Source organism: Arthrobacter sp. M2012083 (genome assembly GCF_000281065.1).
Classification (GTDB): domain Bacteria; phylum Actinomycetota; class Actinomycetes; order Actinomycetales; family Micrococcaceae; genus Arthrobacter.
The window spans coordinates 1-18,181 of sequence record NZ_AKKK01000058.1 but is presented as its reverse complement, the minus strand read 5'-3'; the positions used below and the strand labels follow the sequence as shown (position 1 = coordinate 18,181).

Sequence of the window (18,181 nt, the reverse complement as noted above, 5' to 3'; positions counted from 1 at the left end):
ATAGCGGTTGACCGAAGCTTCGTTCGCAGTATGCCCAGCAAAGCTTGAGGTTGCCTGTGAGGACACTCGACCATCATGCGTACGTCCCGCCACCGCGGCAGTTGGACTGCGATGCCTGCGGCTAGAGTTCACGTCCTTGGTCTTGCTGGTTTTGGCGGGCCTGGGCAGCTGCACGCTCGGCCTGCTGCTTGACGGCTTCTTTCTGCTCGGCCGTTTCCTCGGTTTGCGGCTGTGACTCCTGCTGAGCCGCGAGCCGTGCAGCGTTCCGTTCGGCTGTGATCTTCTCCAAACGGCTGCGGAGGCGTGGCTTATCGGTCTGAGGCGGGGTGATCGCTGCGGGCTCCTGAGCGTTAGCTGCCCGGTCCGCATCGGTGGCTCGCTGCCCGGGGGACTCAGCGGCGTGTGTGTCCTTGCTGCGCTCTACCGCGCGCAGAGCGTCCAGCGTCCTGTCGTGGTCGGTGGTGTGTTCGGATAGGGCGTGTGAGCGTTTGGAGACGGTCACTGCCTGGTCGTGGAGTTGTTGGCCGATCTCTTCGTTTCTGAACCGTTCTGGCACTGGTGTGGCTTCCGTTTCGGGAACGTTGTAGCGGGCACGGAACATTTCGATGCTTGCAGCGGTGTCGCGCCATTGTTGCGCGGCGTCAGGGCTTGCGGGGACGGGTCCGAGTTTCTGTGCCCATTCCGGTGGTGTGGCCGCCAGTAGGTGGCCGCGTTCGTCGAACCTCGCGGCGAGGACTTCGCGGCGGGCTGCGAGTTCTTCCTTCCATGGCTGGGGCAGGTACGGGCTCGCTGCCGCGCGTGACGGTGCGACCCATTCCGGCAAGCGGTCGGGAGCCTGTACCGGCGCGGCGGGGCGTGGTGTGAGGGTGCGGAGGCGTTCCTCAGCGCGGGCGCGGGCGGCGATGGTTTCGTGTCCCCAGGCGCGTTGGGTGTTGGCGCCGCCGGCGGGGTTCTTTCCGTAGGCGCTGCGGCTCCCGCGTTCGGCGGTTTCGGCCATGCGCTGGGATTCTTTGAGCTGCTGGTTGCGGATCCGGTGTTCTTCCTGGAGCGCGCGCAGCTGCTGGTGGGCGCGGCGGGCCTGGGCCGGGTCGTTGATGGACGAGGTTTCCCGTGCGGTGAACCGGGTGGTGAAGATCCGGCGTTCAAGCTCGGCGTCCGTGAGCTTGCCGTGCCGGCGGTTGGTCCAGTGGTCAGCTGGTTTCGGTCCGTGGACTGCAGCTGCTTCCCGGGCGGCCCGGGCACCGGCTCCGGCTTCTGCACGGATGCTCGCCAATTGCTCGTCGGTCAGTCCCTGGAGGGGCCGTTCCCCGGCTTGGGCGATCAGCTCGGGGGCTTTGTCCATGATCTTTTCCACGCGCCAAGCGAGCACGGCGGAGAGGTCATCCGCTGTCTGGAATTCGCGCTGGCCGGCTGCGGTGCGCAGCAACCCGGCAGGGTCCCAACCGCCCTGTTCGGCCTTGACCAAATGGGTGGCCACCGCTCCCCAGGATTCGGCGGTGATGAACTTCTCAGCGTCCGGCCCGAGGATCTCCCTCACCATGGCGGCCATGCGCAGGGTGTTGGCTTCTTCGGTGACGTAGCGGTACTGATCGGCCAGGGTCAGGGGCGAGTTGATGCGTTCGTATTCGGTGGCCATGGCCTCGTGCGCGGAGGAATCCTGGCTGTGGTTCCCGGCGATAGCGGCGAGAACACTGTCGCGGTCTTGGCCTTCCTCGACGGCGACGAACAGCACGTTCTCATCCCGGCCACGTGTTGCGGCGACGTAGGCGTTCTCCCGGGTGGTGGAGGCATCGAGGATCGGGATACCGGCATCTTTTGTCATGCCCTGGGCGCGGTGGGTGGTCAGGGCATATCCGAGGTGGACGTGCTCTGAAACGTACCCGGCGGGGAGCCGGATCGTCCCGCCATGCTCAAGGTGGGCCACCGACAGGGAACCGTCCTCGTGGGCTTGTTCGACGTTCCAGAGGTCGCCGTTCTTCACGACGTCCCGGCCCCTTTTGATCTTCAGCTGGGAGTCGTTCAGGCGGGTCACCACGTGGTCCCCTGCCCACGCGTGGGAGCCGTCGCGCAGCTGCACGGAAGCCCCGGCGCCGGAGACTTCTCCGGTCTCGATCCGGTAGGCCTGGGCACGTTCGGAGAGCCGTTGGGAGCTTTCGTTGGTCGGGGCCATCATCACCGCGGCGTCGCCCTGGTTCAGGAGGCTCTGCCACAAACCGAACGCCAGGCCTTCAACGGTTTCGATGCTTCCGGCCTGCACCCGTCCGTTGTCCTTGTACCAAGCGAACGGGTCAGCTTCGTGCTCGGTGGGTGTGCGCAGGAGCAGGGAGGCTTCTGCTTCTTCGGGGCTGTGGAACCGGTGAATCGTCTCCAGTTCCGTCGCGCCAACTTCGTTGATCAGCAACCGCAGCGCACCGCCGGCCTGGACGGCGGACAGCTGCCGGTCATCACCAATGAGCCGGACGAGTCCGCCGCCGGCTTCCACTGCCCGCACGACGTCGGCCAGTTTGCCGGTGCCCTGCATTCCGGCCTCATCAACGATCACAAGGGTTCCGGGTGTGACTTTGAAAGCCTCGTTGGGGCTGAGCAGGAACTTGTCCGTTGTCGCCGCGGTGATGCCTAGCTGTTCGCCCAGGTTCGCTGCCGCCACGGCGGACGGGGCAAGGCCGATGACCCTCCCACCGGCGTGGGTGATCGCGGCGCGGACCAAGCCCATGGAGCTGGACTTGCCGGTACCGGCGGCCCCGATGCCCACGGCCAGGAGCTTCGATGACGTGGCGAATTCGCGGGCCAGTTCGATCTGTCCGGCATCCAGCGGATGGGACTTTTCCCCGGTGGCCACGGCGAGGTTGTAGGCGTCCACGGCGGCGTCGAAGTCCTGCATGGCTGCTGCCGGGATGACGTCCTTCTTCCCTGAACGCAGCAGCAGGTTTTCGTCTTCGAGGATCTTCGTGGAGGTGTACCGGGTGTCGGTGCGGTGGTTGAAGTCAGCTGTTTCGGCATTCCTCGTGAGTGCTTCGAACCGGCCATGAACCTGATCCGGGGTGATGCGCACCGAGACGGTGCTCAGGCTGTGGGAGACCACTTGTTCCACGGTGCCTGCCGGGACCGGTCCGTGATCGACGGCGTATTCGCGTGCCCATCGGTTGGCTTCGGCCATGACGTTCTGCGCTGTCCAGGTGGAGCGCTTGTCCGAAACAGCGGTGACGACCTGACGTGCAACGGCGTCAATATCGATCTCGGTCTCCGCGGGTCGGAGTGCCCGGGACCGGGCACCGGTGATGCGTTTGAGGTCCTTGTCCGTGAACAGGGTTCCGGCTTCCTGCCGCCATGCTTTGGCTTGTTCAGAGAGGGTCCGGGGCTTCTCCTTGTCGGGCCTCGTGTCCAGCGTTGCGGCTTGTGCGAGCTTGATCAGGGCGGCCTGGTCGGGGCGGTGGCCGTGCTGTTCCTCGTACGCCTGGCGTAGGTCGGTCAGGCTCGAACGGATCCCTGCGCTGCGCTTGGAGAACAACGCGTTCAGCTCCCGGGGGACGGAGGCTACTTCCATGACGGGCTGCTTTGACCCATTGACGGTGCGGGCTTCGAACTCCACCCCGTTCTCTTCAAGGTACGCCTGGATCCGGGTGTTGTAGTGCTCAGAGACGGCCACAGCCGAGCGGTGCAGGAGCTTGCCGTCGATGGTCTTCCAGTTCCCTTGCAGGTCCTGGACCTTGTTGGAGACCACAAGGTGGGTGTGCAGGTTCGGATCCCCCAGGCGGGAATCGTGGTGCCGGAACGCCGTCGCCGTTAGTCCGCCTTTGACGGAGGTTTGCGCGATGCCATTGGTGCCCAACCGGGTGGCCAGGGCGTGGGTTTCCAGATACTCCACCGACTGCTTCAACGCTGCTTGGTGGGCTTCCTCGACAAGACGGCGGGTGTCTGCGTCACCGAGCGCCCACAGCACGGAGATGCTTTTGACCGGGGTAAAGGTCAGGTCATAACCGGCCACTGCGTTCTGCTGGGGACGCAGCTGCGCGGTGATGTACTTGCCCAGTTCTTCCTTGGACGCGGGTGGGCGTCCGTGGCCCTCACGGAACATCACAGCCCCTGCAGTGGCCCGGATGCGGTGCCGTTCGGCTGCCGTGGGTTTGCGGCCCTGCATGCGTTCAAAGTCGCTCTCGCGGACGCTGATGGCCTGTGCCAGGGCGTTGTCTTTGGGGCCATAGTCGTAGTAACGGCGTCCTAGTTCAGCCTCGGCCTGGGCAGCTTTTTCGGCCGCTTTGGCGGGCAGACCATCAGCGAGTTTCGCGGCGAGAATAGCCTCGTATTCCGGGTGTCGGCCCTGCCCGAAGAGGTTGGCCATTTGGGCTTCGGTGACGTTCCCGGACACGCCGAGGGCTTCGGCTCCGCGTCCGAGCCACTGCCCCGGCGGAAGGCCCTGTACGGCGTAGTAATCGCCCAATTGGCGGTCGCCTGCGCGCAGCTCATCACCGCTGGCGGTCTCCTGTGTGTAGTACAGGTAGCCGGTGCCAGCACTGAGAACGTGCAGCGACATCATGACCCGACTCTAGCGGAATCGGCCTCGTTTATTCGAAATGCAAGAGGTGTAACTGAATTTGGCGTTTTGAGCGTGATGCGAGCTAGCGAGTATCGGTTCGAAAAACGCCAAATTCAGTTCATCAGGATTGATGCGAGTATCCATATGAAAAGCGAAGGCTTTGATTGTTGATACTCGCATGCAGGGGTTATGCACAGCTCGACAAACAACTGAGGTTCCATGCCTGACCAGGGCAAGCTGTGTCTAACCCCTGCCTGCGACCACGGACCGCCCCCGTCGGCCCCGCCGTCCGTCCGGAATGAACACGCGTGGGCTTCTGTAACCGTTAGGTTTCCGGTTCACCGAGGGCCTTCTGCAAGAATGGGGACCGGAGACAGAAAACCGACCACACCAAAGGGGGCCGTGATGGCTGGCAAGACACGCAACACGATGATCGTTCAGGCACGCCGCAAGACCGAGGAACTGGCCGCGAAACGGCGCGAACGCGAAGCGACGCTTCAGTCGCTGGCCACCGACTACCACGCCGCCACCATGATGGCCGAAGCGGGAGTTGAAGAAGCCGAACGGCAGGCAGCCGAACTGATCGCCACGGCGAAGAAGAACGCGGCCGCCGCAGTTGACGACGCGAAGGAAACCGTTCGGAAGATGCTCGCCACCGGTGAGACCAGGCAGGGCATTGCAGAGCTCTTGGACGTCAGCGTTTCCTACGTCCGCAGTATTGACGTGGCCACACCGAAGAAGGCAGAGGCCGACGCTGATACAGAAACAGTCGAGGCCCAGAAATCAGAAGAGAGTGGGAGCGTCGGGGTCGTGTCCGGACATGAGGGGTCGGATCACTGACTCATCCCACCCGTGCTCTTTGAGCGCATCACGCAGCTGCCGCGACTGAGCGGCGAAGTTCGCGCGGCCGACGCCACGCCAACGCCACGAATGGGCGTTGGCGTGGCGTCTCTTTTGTGACCGGTCAATCAGGTTCTCTGCCTGTGTGCCAGGAAGCAGATGACTGTCAGGTCCGCCCGTCGCGCGGACACAAATCGGGATATCGCACGAATGCAGAAGCTTGGTATCAGGGTCCAGTTGTTCACCGGTCAGCAACAGATGGGCGAAGCGCTGTGGACGGACGGCCTGCTGCCCCGTGGCGGTCTTGATCCAGTACCGGCCGTAACCGTCATCAGCCACCGCCCCGGTCCAGAGCCAGCAGTCATTCTCCCGGGGTCCTTTGATGACCTTGGCCCAAAAGCGAGCCTCGTCCCGCGTCATGGACATGACAGATTCACCAGCGACGCCAGCGGCGTTCCAGCCGGTTCGCGGCGAAGAAGAAGGCGACCATGAACAGGGCCGGCGGTAATGCCTGGAGCAGGCTCTGACCGAGCCAGGCCACCACGGCTGTGATCAACGCAATCACGCCAGCGGCTTTGCAGAGGAAGATGAGGATGCCTTGGCCGGCGGCTACCGGGTGCGTGAGTGCGTAGATGATCCAGCCGCCCAGGGCGACAGCGGCGAACGCTGCGAAGAAGATCAGAACGACAGCCATGGTGTTCCCCTAACGTTGGGCTGATGCGTGGGCGGTGGGTTCAGCAACTCCATCGGCCCGCCTTGCTGTTCTGGGCGTGGTCGGCGGCCGCGGTGAAGTCGCCGCTGTAGGCGAAGGGCTTGCCGTAGCCGGTCGCTTCGGCGTGGCCGTGTTCAAGGATCGCCCGGTTGGCCAGGGCGCCATCGGCGGTCCAGACGTAGGCAAGAATCCTGTCGTACTTGTCCCGCACCCCTTGGCCGGGATCCGCCGAGAGGAACACATGTTGTCCGTCCAGGAGTGAGTGCAGGAAGGTGGACGCTTCCGGTCCTCCGCACTCCACCGGTGCGTCGTCTTTGACGCTTTCCGGGGCGTTGATGCCAACGAATCTGACGCGGGTGCTGGTGCCGTTGCAGCTGATCCGGATAGTGTCACCATCCACAACAGTCTCCACGGCATAGGGGCCGCTGGCTGTGGCTTGAAGCGCCGGAGGCCGCGCCGCCGTGCCCGTCGCGTCACACGGGACTTCATGCAACGGTGCATGGCTGCCGGCAGGAACAGTCAGCGGTCCTCCCTGGGCCGTGCAACCGGCCAGGGCAAGAACGGCCAGAACGCTTCCGAGAAGCAGCCGACCCCTGTGCTGGGTGCTGGTCATGGGTGGTCCTCCCTTGCTGCTGTTTCGGCGCGGGTGCGTCGCCCTGGGCGGAGTTCACCGGCTTCAACACCCGGCCATTTCCGGCCGTCGTTGTACTTGCGCTGCAACCGCCGGAGCTCACGGCGTGCAGCTGCTTCAACGAAGTCAGAAATGGACACATACCCCTCTAGCTTCCCGACGGCTTGGACCGCTGCCCGGATCTGCTGCAGGTCCGCTTCAGTGAAGTAGGGCCCCTTCTTCTCACTCGGCTTCATGGGTTTTAGAACGGGGGTTCGGAGTCGGGGCCGTTGCCCCAGGAACCGGCGCTGGCTGACGAGTTTGCGGCCCATGGGTCGTCCTGCTGAGTTGCCTGAGCGCCGGCGCCGTGGTTACCGAAACCTCCGCCGTTTCCTGCGCCCTGGTTGTTGTTGCGCTGGGTGCGGTTCACTTTCGCGTTCGCGTAACGCAGTGAGGGGCCGATCTCGTCTACCTCGAGTTCGATGACGGTGCGCTTCTCGCCTTCTTTGGTTTCATAGGACCGGGACTTCAACCGGCCCGAAACGATGACGCGCATGCCCTTGGTCAGGGACTCGGCGACGTTCTCAGCTGCTTCCCGCCACACACTGGCGCGGAGGAAAAGGGTCTCCCCGTCCTTCCACTCGTTCGACTGACGATCGAAGGTCCTGGGCGTCGAAGCGATCGTGAAGTTCGCTACCGCGGATCCCGACGGGGTGAAACGCAGCTCAGGGTCCGATGTCAGGTTTCCAATGACTGTAATGGTGGTTTCGCCGGCCATGATGGTTCCTTTTCCTCGTGTGCTGGTGGTGTTCTCGGTGTGTGTGCTGGTTTCGTTCTGAGGTTCGGTCCCACCCGGTGCATCGTGGGTGAGGTCGTTGGGTTGGTGCTGGTCTGCGGTGTGTTCATCCCACAGACCACCGGCCCCGATGGGTGCCCTGCTGATTGCGGCAAGGTAGCGGTCGTCCTCGATGCTGGGAGGGATGCCGTAGTAGCCGGCGAAGGGTTCTTCCTTCGCGTCGGGGTAGACCCTGCCGCTGGGGGTGGTCTCCCGGAACAGGTCCACTTCCAATGGGATGCGCGGGGTGATCTTGAACCCGTCCACGGGGTGCGGGGTGCTCATGTTCTCACGCTGCCCTGTGGCTCATGGCGGCTTGGACGAGTTTGTCCTGGCGGAGGCCGGACCAGTGGTCCTGGTCATCGGAGTTGTTCACGATGACGGGCGCCTGGGAGTAGCCGAGCTCCTGGGTGATGTACTCCAGCGCTGCCGGCACTTCGGTGATGTCCACGGGTTTGTAGGTGATGCCTTTGGAGTCGAAGTACTCCATGGTGCGGTCGCAGTTCGGGCAACCGGGCTTGGTGTAAACCGTGTAATCGGTGATTGAGGAAGTCATTTTCAGTCCTGCGTTTCGTATCAATTTTAGTTCGGTTCGTCTGGCTAACTTGCTACTACTATTCTAGCGTTTATCCACTCGGATTAAAAGGGTTTTGCCTCTATTTCTAGGGGTTTTTGCTCAGTATTTTGTAGTGGTTTTTCTGGTGATTATCGCGCGTGGCGTGTTTTGGAAGTGTCATTTTCAGAAGCTGACTGCACTGAATGTCAGAAGTGGTCTGCACTGCGGTTGAGTGTACGTAAGCGGATCCCTTAGCGGGCGCCAGCCCTGATTTTTCCTACCGGCCGCCATGCCGGTGGGAATCTGGAGAGAACAAGCCCTATTCAACGCCGGGAGTACAGGACTCTCCCCGTCGAAGCGTCTCGGACCTTGGCGACCTTGTCGGTGAAGAAGAAATCGATCGGCTGGCCGACCACGAACGGGCTCGCGTTAGTTGTTATATGCGCGTATTCATCGCCAAGGTCGTATCCCCAAGCGATGTTGAAAACCGTGAAAGTGTCCCCGTCCTCTACGTCCACCAAGGTTCCGATGCCGTCACGAGCATTTAGGAGGTGGACTAAGTCCGCATCTCGGGGGTCAGGGTGTGACGTTTCCATGAAAGCCAGACTAACGGCGGCACGTCCCGAGCTGTCCACGTTTCTTGCTCAAACAGGCACGTACTGAGTAGCCGAACCACGTCCGATAGAGGATCCTTTACCGGACACTCACGCGCACGGTTGCTGTCAACGCCCCGCCTGCCCGGATCAACTACAGTTCCCTACCCCGACGGTCAAATTCGGCTCTCCGAGCTTCTTCCTCGCTCCAGAAAGGGGCATCGTTGCGCCGGACGCGGAGAAGATACAAGAACCAGACGGCATTGGCGAGTACGGCCAGAGAAAAGATCCATGCCGCTCCGGCGTCCCAGCCATTACTGCCACCGAACTTTGTAAAGGCCAAAGGAGAGAAACAGAGAACCATGAGACCTGATGACCATACGGAGAGACGCCAACTGCCGCGCGTCATTCGCGGCTGGAGACGCCTTTGACCCTCTAGCTCCGACATAACCGCAGCCTATAACAGGTCCAGCTGGAAACAACCGCCCTATGAGGATCCTTTACCGGGCGGCATGGTCACTAATCAAGAATCTGCACAAGGTTGGTGGTCCTGCCTACGAGCGGCACCGCGACCGGGCAGACTGCTGTCATGACGACTGACTACTTTCGGCGGCAGTGGAGTGAGTCTCGCGGTGACGAGCATGCTTCCTGGGGGTCTGCTACCTACTACTTCGAGGTCGGCGATGACGGTTGGCCAATTCGCCAGATCGAGATATATGAGGCTGGCCCGACCCTGCGCTACGGACCGGAGCATGCGGAGGACAGGTATGGTCAACTCAGCCAGACGCAAATCCGAGCCGAAGACTGGCAACCATGGGCTATCTCGGAAGCTGAATTTAGCCAGGCTTGGCAGACGCGCGACTAGCGCCCTAGCCTTCGAGTCCAGCCTCAATGACTGCGCGTAAGCCGATCCCTAGACGGGCACTTGGGACGTCCGTTAGGCCACCAGCCTACGTGCGGCCAGGGTGGTCGTACCCTCCGATGGTGAGATCTGGCGTTCTATAGCGTGACGTTGGGTTTCTGGTCCTGGAATGGGGGATGTCGATAGGTGACCACAGCAAATGTGAGGCCTATGATCAATCCCAGTACCATGCCAAACAACCACGGGTCGAAACCCACAACTATGTGGGTTATATACAAAGCCACGAATACGCCTGATGACGCCCAAGCCATCAGACCCATGGCAGTCACACGCACCATAAGGGGCACCCGTTCGGGGAGGGCTCGGTGGCACCAAAGGACCAGCCCGCCAATCACTATGCCGGCTAGAGCTCCTACAGGAATCTCTAAAAAGACGAAGGACATCAGTGCCCACTGCAAATAGGCCAGATTGAACTCGGTAAAGAAGTAGTACACGCGCGCTGCCAGTGCTACCGCGGCTCCAACCAGAACGCCCAGCCACAGTAGACGGCGTGCGCAAGTTCGTGATCGCCACCAGCTGGCCCACGAACTACTCTTCACCGTACTTCTTCGCTGCTGCGGTCAAATTCGCTGCTTGGGTTAACCAGAGTCTGGTCAACGAGGTATATCTTCCGAAGTGACGCCTGGGCAAGGTGGTGTGGTGCTGGCATACACGCATGGCATCCATCCTTTGATTGAAGGACCAAACTCACGGCCGCTGATCCTTAGCTGAAATTACACTAGTTGCCACATGAAACATGCCTGATCATGCGCCCGTAAGCCGATCCTTCACCGGGCGATAGAAAGGTCTGGACTTCTTGCGCGCTGAATCCTCGGACGTCTACTGTGCGAGTGAACTGCGGGCAGAGCACCGAGGGTTGGTGGTGAGATGGCAACTATGAGACTTTCCTACGCGAACTTAGACTCTGACAACATCAGAGGGACGAGCCAAGCTGACTACTTGGTCGGTCTTGATGCCGAACTCACTGTCTCGGAAGGGCCTGCACTGCTCTATCGAGAGCTAGCCTTTCCCGTAGTCGAACTCGCTCGCAGCTTGCTTCTCTGGCTCAACGACGCGAACCGAGGTGACTTCATGTTTGACTCGATGTCCTTTGAAGAAGTTGGCGCGGTTTCCCTAACACGTGGGTCGTCAGGCTGGCTGGTGGAGTCAGTATTCAGCCCCGATGTGGTCAGCAATCCACTCGATTGGGCGGAAGTTGAGAGCGGCTGTAAAGAGTTCATCAGTCAAATCGAATTCGACCTTTTATCGCTGGGGCTCGACCCTAGTGAGTTGATTCATCGTTGAGTGAGGTTCTTCTCCGGACTCGAGGGAATGCCCGTTGCTGGATCCTTTAACGTGCAACTGGCCCCGATCTGTGTGGCGGGCTGGTATGGCAGCATGTGGTTATGAGTGCCCAGCTGGAAGTTCCAAGGCTTGAAGACCTGAGTGATGTTGGGGTTGTTATCGAGACGTCTGATCAGCCTTGGGTGGTCTCCCTGGTGGCGTGGGCGAACGACGGTAGCACCGTAACTCTCACCTGGGACGAGATCGCTGGGTCAGCGAGCATCCGCTGGCTCTACGGTGACGAGGTGCGCCTTGTTCTTGAACGAGAGACACCCGTGAAGGTCAGTGTCCGAGACGAGCGCGGCGTCATTGAGTTCCACGTCTGGTCCTGCTGGGAAGGAATGGCCGGCGAATTGATCGTGAGGGTCGGCGAGCACGTTTCGGTCCACGACACACTTCTACGTCACGACATTGGACCGACTCGGCCGCTCCACCCAGAACATGCTGACCTTCGCCGAAAATCTACGCGCCACAGGGGCCGGGTTGAGGGTGCTAAATCTTGGCGGCGGCGACGTTGACACATCCACACCGATGGGCTCCATGCTCTTCACCATCATGGCTGCTCTCGCGCAAATGAAACATGACATCAAGCGGGAACGGATCAACGATTTGGTCAGCAAACGACGTGAGGCAGGTAAGAATCTAGGCGGCAGGCCCCGAAGGATCACCGACAGCCAAATACACAACGCGCTTCGCCTGGTTCGTGATGGCGAACCCGCGGCCCAGGTAGCGAGGAACCTTGGAATGTCGCGGGCATCCTTCTACAGGAGGACACGGGGACTTACCCAGCCGCGGGCTTAGTTGAACTCCCGTCAGCACCCCCGCGAGGTGGGCGCGGCAGGAAGAATGCTGCGTCCGGGCCCTGCCCGGTAAGAGCGCTGGCTTCGAGCAGGTGGATAGCCGCCGCAGCAGCTTCAAGAGCGAGCAGTTGCATGGTGGGTACGTGATCCTCGTGCGTGTGCCATCGTGCCAGGCCCAGGCGCAAGGGAAGGCCGGCTTCGTTCCATGCAGTCATCACCGTCTTCCTCGCGTTCTGAAACTCGCTGAGGTTGGCGCAGAGTTCGTCGATGATCGTCCTGAGCAGGTGGAACCAGATTCCTGCATCAATGTCCGCACCCTGCAGGGCGACCTTTCCCGTGGCCAGCGCTTGCCAGGTTCTGGTGTCCATCGCCAGCAATACTGGCGCGACAGTCCTTGGCGTCGGTGGTCTGCTCTGCCAGTCCCGGAAATCAACGACCTGGCTGTCACGGGCCTCAAGACGGCATCCATGTTGAGGGCAGCTCAGGGTAATTGGGAGCAGCCACAGCAGTTGGTAGGGGTGGGGTGGGTTTGTCTCCGCGATGCATTGCGGGCATGCTCTCATCCTGGGCAGCGAGGGACGCCACGGCAACCAATGGCTAATCTCGCGCGGTCGAAGCCGTCCGGCCGGGAGCAGCACAGAGAACTGACGGGTGTAGGTCATGAACAGATGCGGGTTGGGTTCGGTGCTGTCCAGAAGCCAGGGTGACCAACCGCTGAGGCTCATCCTTCGGATCAGGTGGCCATCGACTCCGGTTCGCTCCGAGAGCTCATGGGCCAACCGGTCAGGCGGGCTGGTGTCCAGGTCCGCGACCCTGCCAGGCCAGAACCCCAAGTCAGCCACGAGATCTTCAACGGTGGAAGTGTAAAGAACAGCGATCCTTGTGAGCCACGACGAAAGCGCCTCGTCTGGTCTCGGGGCCGGGTGCAAGGGCCATCGCGAAGTCACAGGAGTTGTTGCTCGAAAAGTCTCCGTCGCTCGGTGGGGCCCTTATAGTCCGCCAAAGTCAGGGTCCGGTGATTAATCCTCTCCTCACCGGTATGGACGGCGACGACCGCAGCGGCCATCAAAAGGTGGGCGAGTTCACCGATGGTTCCTTCGCTGCGGGCGAGCAAATACCTGGCCATGTCCTCAGTGTCGATCTTCGAAGGATATTGCAGAGGGAACGAGGCAGCGAAGCTGGCCAGCAAGGACCGGGTCTCCATGCCGACCTCCCAGAGCGGCAGGATAAACGGTTCGAACCTGTTCTCGAGCTGATCATCGGATCTAATAGCGAGGTAGGCCTCCCGTGTTCCGACGCCGACCAACGGAATCCGAAGCTCGTTGCCAAGAAACCGCAGCAGGTTCAAGAACGCACGGCGTTTCTCGCCATTCCCGGCCAAGACGTTGTGAAACTCATCGATCACCAGCATCCGGACTCCCACCTGACGCAACAATGCGAGCCCCAGCCGTTCGGCCTCGTGCAGACGCAAGTTGGTCCGGATAGGTGCACCGAGGGCTGAGAGCAGCGCAGTATAGAACCGGATTTCTGTTGGTTCCGAGGGCATCTGCATGCACAGGACGGGGATGTTTTCCCCGTCCCGTCCGGTGACAGGTGGGTGTCTCCTGCGGAACCGTTCCACGATCATGGACTTCCCGTTGTTTGTCGGGCCTGCTACTAGGAGGTTGGGCATGCGTTGTTTTTTGGGCCAGTCGTAGAGCACTTCCAGCCGCTCAACGGCTTCCAAGGCTTTTGGATATCCGATCCACCGGTCCGCGCGGATGCGGGACACACGCTCCTCCGGCGACAGTGTCGCTAGTTCGCGGGCGAGGGGATGCAGATGGGACAAGTCTCCAGGGGCGTTCTTGTCCACGGTCACCACTCCTCAATCTGCTCAAAGGGCCGAACGGACACCTCACCCGGTGGTTCGGCATCTGTTGGAACATCAGGTGGCGGTGAGAGTTTAGGGGCTTGCGGTTTTGGTTTGTCTGAGACGTTTCCATGTTTGCGGCGTTCGTTTTCCCTGCGGACGCGCTTGGTTGTTTTCACCGCCGTCTCACTGACCTCGCGCATTTGCCCGATCATCCGGAATAGCGCTGCTTCGTCGACCTGGGCGGCTCCTTGCGCGCGGAGACGAGTCAGGGCTTGCCGGTGTTCCCACATGCTGATGGGTGGGTTGGCGATCGACTGGTACGGGACTTCGACGTAGTGGCGGCCGTCAGGTTCCAGAACCCAGATCCTGCTGATGTCCCGTGGATCCCGCCGAATAGTGAAAGGCTCCAACTCTTCTCGCCGGCTGATCCATGGTTTCAAGGCATTGGCGAAGTAGCGGACATGGTCGACGATGAACCCGGCGCGGGTCAGGGTGCGGTGAATGACCGGGAGGAAGTCCACCAGGAAGGAGGTCGGGTTCGCGACTGTCGTGGGTGTCCCGGCGGCGGCAACCCCGGCAGCCCACCTGGCGGCCGGGGTCTGCCCGAGAGTCTGGTGAACGCTGCCGTGATACGTGGCGACCGCCAGCACTAGCCACTTCTCTAACTCCGGCAGTGTCAGGGCGGCGAGCTTTTCGGAGTCGTACTGGCCCCGCTCAGCCGGGTTGGAGAATGTCGTCCCCGGAAGTTCGTGGATTTTGCTCATGGCCGTGCCGATTACGCGTTCAACAATGCCGCCGTAATGAGGTTGGCCCGGTGGTCTGTAAGACAAACGGATCTCGTGTTGCTCGCAGCCACGACGCAGCGCTTCGCTCTTGAATTCCGTCGCGTTGTCCAGATACAAGGACTTGGGTTTGCCGCTCATCGGCCATTCCACATCCACCCCAAGGCGCTCCAGCCAGGGACGTTTGTCACCGATGATACTGGCAAGGCATAGCCCTACCGAAACCGCAGAAGGCGGTTCCAGGGTGAGGACCAGACCAACGATCGTCCTGCTAAAGACGTCAATTGCGACAGTCAAGTAGGGGCGGCCAATCGTCCGGCGTTCACGTTCATCGACGATGATGACGTCGATTATGGTGTGGTCGATCTGCACTTGGTCAAAAATCGAGCGGATTGGCGGTGGTTCACCGCCGGCGTCTTGTAGCGTCCTTACCGCGTCTTTACCTTCTCTGCGCCGTATGACGTCGACGGGGTTGAGCTTCGCGATGCGCCGCGACACCGTGTTTCTTGTCGGCGGCTTCACTCCTTGTGAGGCGCAGGCACGGACGATCTCCCGGTGGAGTGCTGCCAAAGAGAGTTTCTGCCGGGTAAGGAACCGCCGGCGGATCAGATCGCGCATGATGGCCTCGGTCGGTTCAGGTAGGCGGTGACCGCCCTTGCCGCCGGTGGAATGCCTGACGGCAAGGTCGGTCACGAGCCCTGAGCCTTGGCGATACCGGTCCAACAGCACATAGATCTGGCGGCGGGAAACACCTAACTCCTCAGCAGCGTCGTCAACGTCGGCAAGATGCATAGTGCTCCGCTTCGCCAGCGAACCGATCACAGAAGCACGCTTCTTCGCCTGCTCCCACGAAGCGTCCGACATCGTCAGCTGACCATCCTCAGCGATCCGACCCTGGTCCGGTTCCATGCTTTCCCCTTTTGAACAGGAGTAGCGAACAAGAGCACCATATTGCAGAGGACTACCGACCGACCAGTGCCCTTGAGTACTCTGCAAGGCTTCCTGTGTTCACACGGGCTTTGATGCAGCCAGCTTCGGAAAATGACAGGAAGATCGCGGGTAGTAGTCCGACGTGACTCCCCTGGCTTCTCTGGTAGCCGCCCTGGGCGTTGGGTTCTGTGTCCGTGTCAGGTTGGTCCGGATTCCCCAGTGTGTGGTCCCGGCTGAAAGGACTGTTCCCCCGCGGATGGCGGGTCGGCGGCGGACGTCTTGGACCATGGGGGGCTTGGCCGTATGTGTGGACGCATAACCTAATGATTTGGGTTAAAGGGTGAAGGGCCGGCACTGTAAGTGCCGGCCCTTCAATTTTTCCCTCTGCAAAAGGAAATCTGTGGTTCAGTCTACAAGACTGAAGTCTTCCGCGTCAGCGCGTGGTTCGCGGGTGTGTTGCCCGGTAGCGGCGCAGGAGAAGGTATGTGCCCAGAGCGAGGGCGGCTCCGATCGCTGCTCCGAGGATTAGGCCGGTAATGCTGCGCATGTTGTTCATCAGGATCAGGGGCAGGGAGATGGCGGCGACGAAGCCCATGTGGAACGGAAAAGTGTCGTTGTCCTCATCAAGGTCTTCCATCCTGGAGTGGGCAATCATCCATCCGATGCCCAGATAAATTGTGGCAACGGCCGAGAAGATCAACGCCCCCATCACCACTTGGTCAAGGACTGGCGACAGGCCAGGGAAGATCTCAGCGAGAGTGACCCCTGGGGTTGTCTGCGTGTTCATGGTGATTCCTGTCTGTGCTGCCATGGGATGAGCCTAACGGTGGCCTCTGACAAAACTTCCCGGTGGTGACCCGATACAAGTAGCCCGGGGGCGCCGGGAGCGCGGCTTTTGGTTCCCGTGTGCTTGGTGGCGTTGAACGGCGGTCCGTCGCTGGTGATTGGCTGCTGTGGTTCGCCCTGGGCGGCGGACCGCCCGACGTTTGGGAGGTTCCCGGCCCCGCCGTGGTGAGTGGCCGGGGGCCTTGCCGGGCGGTGGGGGTTCCGCCCGGCAAGGGGTCTAGGCGGCTTCGGGTTCGTCCGCGCTTTCCGTGGTTTCCTCGGTCTTGGGGTCGGTGATGATGATCTTTTCGACGTCGCTGGCTTCGTATCCCCATGCCGTGAGCTGGGTAAGGTAGTAGCGGTTGTCGCTTCCTCGAGTCCGCCAGCTCGTGCGATCAATGTTCGCCTCGTAGGCGGTGATCATCATGGCGAGGGTGACCGTTTCGGGTTTGGTGGTGGGTTTGTCCACGTAGGCCGTGAACTCGCCGTACCCGGTGCCGGTGCCCAGCAGTTCCGCCGTGAGTTCGGTCTTGTTCAAGGCCTTGGTCAGGATGTAGCTGGCGTGGGCAATGGTGTGGGCGATGAACTTCTGGGCGTTCTTTGGCAGGGCCTTGCGTGCCAGCAGGGTTTTGACGAACTCCCTGCGTACCACCTCGGCCGAATCCATGGCTTTGTTGTTTTCAATGACCTCCCGTCGTGCGGCCTTTTCCTCGTCGGTCATCCCTCCTGCCGGGGCTTTGCCGTCCTTCCGCAGCCCGCGGGCCTTCCAGTCAGCCACGGCGAACCTCGTCATCAAACCGCTGTATCCGATGCCGATGTAAACCGCGTCCGCGTCCGTCTCGCTGAGGCGTTCGCCCTCGGGGGTGGTCAGTGCGGAGATCAGGGCGGCGGGTCCCTTGTAGTCGTAGTAGCTGGGGTCTTGTTCCAGCACGGTGAGTCCTTTAGCGGCAGCCTCGGCGCAGGCTTCGGCGAGCAGGGCGTTGTTCTTGCGCTCGTCGCGGAGCCGCTGCGCACGGTGGGCGAAGTTGCCGGGGTTCTCAGTGGCGAGGCTTTCGAGCGTGGCCACTGCGTCGGCGTCGTCTGCGAATTCCTCGATCACGGCGGACTGTTCCAGTGTCAGGCCTTGGTCCAGTGCCTGGGCTGCGGTGGCGTTCGCTTTGACCTTCAGCGCGGTTTCCACCACTGCTTTCTTTGCCCCCATCTTCCGGGCGATGACGTTGGCGCTCACTCCCAGCAGTGCCATTTGGTGGAAGGCTTCGGCGCGGTCGCTGTCGGTGAGTGCGCTGCGGTGGTCGTTCTCCACTACCTGCGTGGCGAGGCGTTCCGCTTCCTCGGGGCTGGCGCCGACGAGCACGGGAATGGTCGCCGCTCCTGCCTCAACGGCTCCAAGGGTGCGGCGCTGTCCCATCAGGACGTGCACGGTTCCGTCCTCGGTCCGGTGGGCGACGACGGGCACGAGCACGCCGTGTTCTTTGATGCTGGCGACGAACTCTTTGGTGAGTCCGGCTTCCTTGCGGACGTTGGTGTCCACCGTGAGGGTGGTGGGGTCAAGCAGTTCGAGCGTGGGTGTTGCGTTCATGGTTCTGTGTCCTTTGCAGAGGATTGGTGAGGGAGCGGTGTGACCCGGCCAGCTGCTTTCTTTCCTCCCCCGTTGTTTTTTGGCTGCTGGCGAAGCTTGCGGAGCTGTGGCCGACGGAGGCCTGTCTACCCTTGGGCAAGGGCAGAAAAATCTTGCGGGATCCGAGCTAGCGAGGATCCCTGGCTAAAGAATTTTCGGACCGCAGGCCCCGGAGCCTGCGGAGGGGCTAGACGGGGTGGAGCGGACACATAGAATCCGAAGGACAGCAGCCAAAAAACGTCGTAGACACACAGGACCGGGCACGGCGGAGCTCTGCGACGTCGGGACCGGGCCCAACAGCCGGCCACGGAGCGAAGCGGAGTGGACGCCCAAAGGGGTGCGAGCCCTGCGAGCATGCTCTCTCCTGGTCCGCGGGGGATCCGCCCAGGCCGATCCCGGCCCGGGCTTGCCGCACGCACCAGGTGAGTGGTGCCGGCCCTTGGGCGGGA

Annotated in this window: 17 protein-coding genes and 2 pseudogenes; 5 read left to right on the top strand and 14 right to left on the bottom strand. The window is 61.6% G+C overall.

The features are described 5' to 3' along the window. Positions 1-121: 121 nt before the first annotated feature. Positions 122-4,534, bottom strand: a complete 4,413-nt coding sequence (gene mobF, locus A477_RS0119065) for a MobF family relaxase (protein WP_017200484.1) — start codon at positions 4,532-4,534, stop codon at positions 122-124. A gap of 405 nt (positions 4,535-4,939) precedes the next feature. Here mobF and A477_RS0119060 point away from each other — a divergent pair, with 405 nt between their 5' ends. Then, the gene (locus tag A477_RS0119060; RefSeq protein WP_017200483.1) at positions 4,940-5,374 is read left to right on the top strand and encodes a hypothetical protein; all 435 of its coding nucleotides are present in this window, start codon (positions 4,940-4,942) and stop codon (positions 5,372-5,374) included. On the opposite strand, the gene A477_RS0119055 is transcribed toward A477_RS0119060, so the two are convergent. The 7 genes from A477_RS0119055 to A477_RS0119025 form a co-directional block, all read right to left on the bottom strand. Further along, a complete protein-coding gene (locus tag A477_RS0119055; RefSeq protein ID WP_026005769.1) occupies positions 5,318-5,800 on the bottom strand; it encodes a hypothetical protein in 483 nt (160 codons plus the stop codon). The two genes, A477_RS0119060 and A477_RS0119055, sit on opposite strands and share 57 nt — an antisense overlap. Before the next feature lie 7 nt (positions 5,801-5,807). Further along, entirely contained in the window at positions 5,808-6,068 is a 261-nt protein-coding gene (locus tag A477_RS0119050; protein ID WP_017200482.1) for a hypothetical protein, read from the bottom strand. 40 nt (positions 6,069-6,108) lie between these two features. Continuing rightward, positions 6,109-6,699, bottom strand: a complete 591-nt coding sequence (locus A477_RS0119045; RefSeq protein WP_017200481.1) for a thermonuclease family protein — start codon at positions 6,697-6,699, stop codon at positions 6,109-6,111. Next, on the bottom strand, positions 6,696-6,953 hold the full coding sequence (locus A477_RS0119040) for a ParB family protein (protein WP_017200480.1): 258 nt from the start codon (positions 6,951-6,953) through the stop codon (positions 6,696-6,698). Before A477_RS0119040 ends, A477_RS0119045 begins: the two co-directional genes overlap by 4 nt. Positions 6,954-6,958: 5 nt before the next feature. Continuing rightward, positions 6,959-7,816 (bottom strand): single-stranded DNA-binding protein, encoded by an 858-nt coding sequence (locus A477_RS23815; protein WP_017200479.1) that lies wholly within the window; start codon positions 7,814-7,816, stop codon positions 6,959-6,961. Positions 7,817-7,820: 4 nt separating this feature from the next. After that, a complete protein-coding gene (locus A477_RS0119030; protein WP_017200478.1) occupies positions 7,821-8,087 on the bottom strand; it encodes a glutaredoxin family protein in 267 nt (88 codons plus the stop codon). Positions 8,088-8,410: 323 nt separating this feature from the next. Further along, a complete protein-coding gene (locus tag A477_RS0119025) occupies positions 8,411-8,683 on the bottom strand; it encodes a hypothetical protein (protein WP_157367126.1) in 273 nt (90 codons plus the stop codon). A gap of 586 nt (positions 8,684-9,269) precedes the next feature. On the opposite strand from A477_RS0119025, the gene A477_RS0119020 reads away from it, so the two are divergent. The 4 genes and pseudogenes from A477_RS0119020 to A477_RS22535 all read left to right on the top strand — a co-directional run. Continuing rightward, a complete protein-coding gene (locus A477_RS0119020; RefSeq protein WP_026005768.1) occupies positions 9,270-9,545 on the top strand; it encodes a hypothetical protein in 276 nt (91 codons plus the stop codon). Between the two features lie 547 nt (positions 9,546-10,092). Further along, positions 10,093-10,221, top strand: a complete 129-nt coding sequence (locus A477_RS23915; protein ID WP_286130205.1) for a hypothetical protein — start codon at positions 10,093-10,095, stop codon at positions 10,219-10,221. Positions 10,222-10,469: 248 nt separating this feature from the next. Continuing rightward, positions 10,470-10,886: a DUF7878 domain-containing protein gene (locus A477_RS0119005; RefSeq protein WP_020372850.1), complete on the top strand. Its 417-nt coding sequence runs from the start codon at positions 10,470-10,472 to the stop codon at positions 10,884-10,886. Positions 10,887-11,327: 441 nt separating this feature from the next. Next, positions 11,328-11,726, top strand: a pseudogene (locus A477_RS22535) (recombinase family protein); the annotation flags it as partial. Here A477_RS22535 and A477_RS23810 read toward each other — a convergent pair. The 6 genes and pseudogenes from A477_RS23810 to A477_RS0118970 all read right to left on the bottom strand — a co-directional run bounded on the left by A477_RS23810 (position 11,707) and on the right by A477_RS0118970 (position 17,693). After that, positions 11,707-12,093, bottom strand: coding sequence for a hypothetical protein (locus tag A477_RS23810; protein WP_017200470.1), 387 nt, complete (start codon positions 12,091-12,093; stop codon positions 11,707-11,709). The pseudogene A477_RS22535 and the gene A477_RS23810 overlap by 20 nt on opposite strands. A 99-nt stretch (positions 12,094-12,192) precedes the next feature. Next, positions 12,193-12,672 (bottom strand): annotated as a pseudogene (locus A477_RS24035) (TniQ family protein); the annotation flags it as partial. Beyond that, positions 12,669-13,577 carry a TniB family NTP-binding protein gene (locus A477_RS0118985; RefSeq protein WP_026005767.1) on the bottom strand — a complete coding sequence of 303 codons (909 nt, stop codon included), beginning with the start codon at positions 13,575-13,577 and terminating at the stop codon, positions 12,669-12,671. The gene A477_RS0118985 and the pseudogene A477_RS24035, both read right to left, overlap by 4 nt. Positions 13,578-13,579: 2 nt before the next feature. Next, on the bottom strand, positions 13,580-15,268 hold the full coding sequence (locus A477_RS0118980; protein ID WP_017200468.1) for a TnsB C-terminal domain-containing protein: 1,689 nt from the start codon (positions 15,266-15,268) through the stop codon (positions 13,580-13,582). Positions 15,269-15,722: 454 nt separating this feature from the next. Then, a complete protein-coding gene (locus tag A477_RS0118975; protein WP_020372849.1) occupies positions 15,723-16,100 on the bottom strand; it encodes a hypothetical protein in 378 nt (125 codons plus the stop codon). Positions 16,101-16,352: 252 nt separating this feature from the next. Beyond that, a complete protein-coding gene (locus tag A477_RS0118970; protein WP_017200466.1) occupies positions 16,353-17,693 on the bottom strand; it encodes a ParB/RepB/Spo0J family partition protein in 1,341 nt (446 codons plus the stop codon). Positions 17,694-18,181 lie beyond the last annotated feature (488 nt).

Excerpts from the sequence above, each read along its gene's own strand:
- mobF (WP_017200484.1), bottom strand. The coding sequence starts at position 4,534 with ATGATGTCGCTGCACGTTCTCAGTGCTGGCACCGGCTACCTGTACTAC.
- A477_RS0119060 (WP_017200483.1), top strand. The coding sequence starts at position 4,940 with ATGGCTGGCAAGACACGCAACACGATGATCGTTCAGGCACGCCGCAAG.
- A477_RS0119055 (WP_026005769.1), bottom strand. The coding sequence starts at position 5,800 with ATGTCCATGACGCGGGACGAGGCTCGCTTTTGGGCCAAGGTCATCAAA.
- A477_RS0119050 (WP_017200482.1), bottom strand. The coding sequence starts at position 6,068 with ATGGCTGTCGTTCTGATCTTCTTCGCAGCGTTCGCCGCTGTCGCCCTG.
- A477_RS0119045 (WP_017200481.1), bottom strand. The coding sequence starts at position 6,699 with ATGACCAGCACCCAGCACAGGGGTCGGCTGCTTCTCGGAAGCGTTCTG.
- A477_RS0119040 (WP_017200480.1), bottom strand. The coding sequence starts at position 6,953 with ATGAAGCCGAGTGAGAAGAAGGGGCCCTACTTCACTGAAGCGGACCTG.
- A477_RS23815 (WP_017200479.1), bottom strand. The coding sequence starts at position 7,816 with ATGAGCACCCCGCACCCCGTGGACGGGTTCAAGATCACCCCGCGCATC.
- A477_RS0119030 (WP_017200478.1), bottom strand. The coding sequence starts at position 8,087 with ATGACTTCCTCAATCACCGATTACACGGTTTACACCAAGCCCGGTTGC.
- A477_RS0119025 (WP_157367126.1), bottom strand. The coding sequence starts at position 8,683 with ATGGAAACGTCACACCCTGACCCCCGAGATGCGGACTTAGTCCACCTC.
- A477_RS0119020 (WP_026005768.1), top strand. The coding sequence starts at position 9,270 with ATGACGACTGACTACTTTCGGCGGCAGTGGAGTGAGTCTCGCGGTGAC.
- A477_RS0119005 (WP_020372850.1), top strand. The coding sequence starts at position 10,470 with ATGGCAACTATGAGACTTTCCTACGCGAACTTAGACTCTGACAACATC.
- A477_RS23810 (WP_017200470.1), bottom strand. The coding sequence starts at position 12,093 with ATGGACACCAGAACCTGGCAAGCGCTGGCCACGGGAAAGGTCGCCCTG.
- A477_RS0118980 (WP_017200468.1), bottom strand. The coding sequence starts at position 15,268 with ATGGAACCGGACCAGGGTCGGATCGCTGAGGATGGTCAGCTGACGATG.
- A477_RS0118975 (WP_020372849.1), bottom strand. The coding sequence starts at position 16,100 with ATGGCAGCACAGACAGGAATCACCATGAACACGCAGACAACCCCAGGG.
- A477_RS0118970 (WP_017200466.1), bottom strand. The coding sequence starts at position 17,693 with ATGAACGCAACACCCACGCTCGAACTGCTTGACCCCACCACCCTCACG.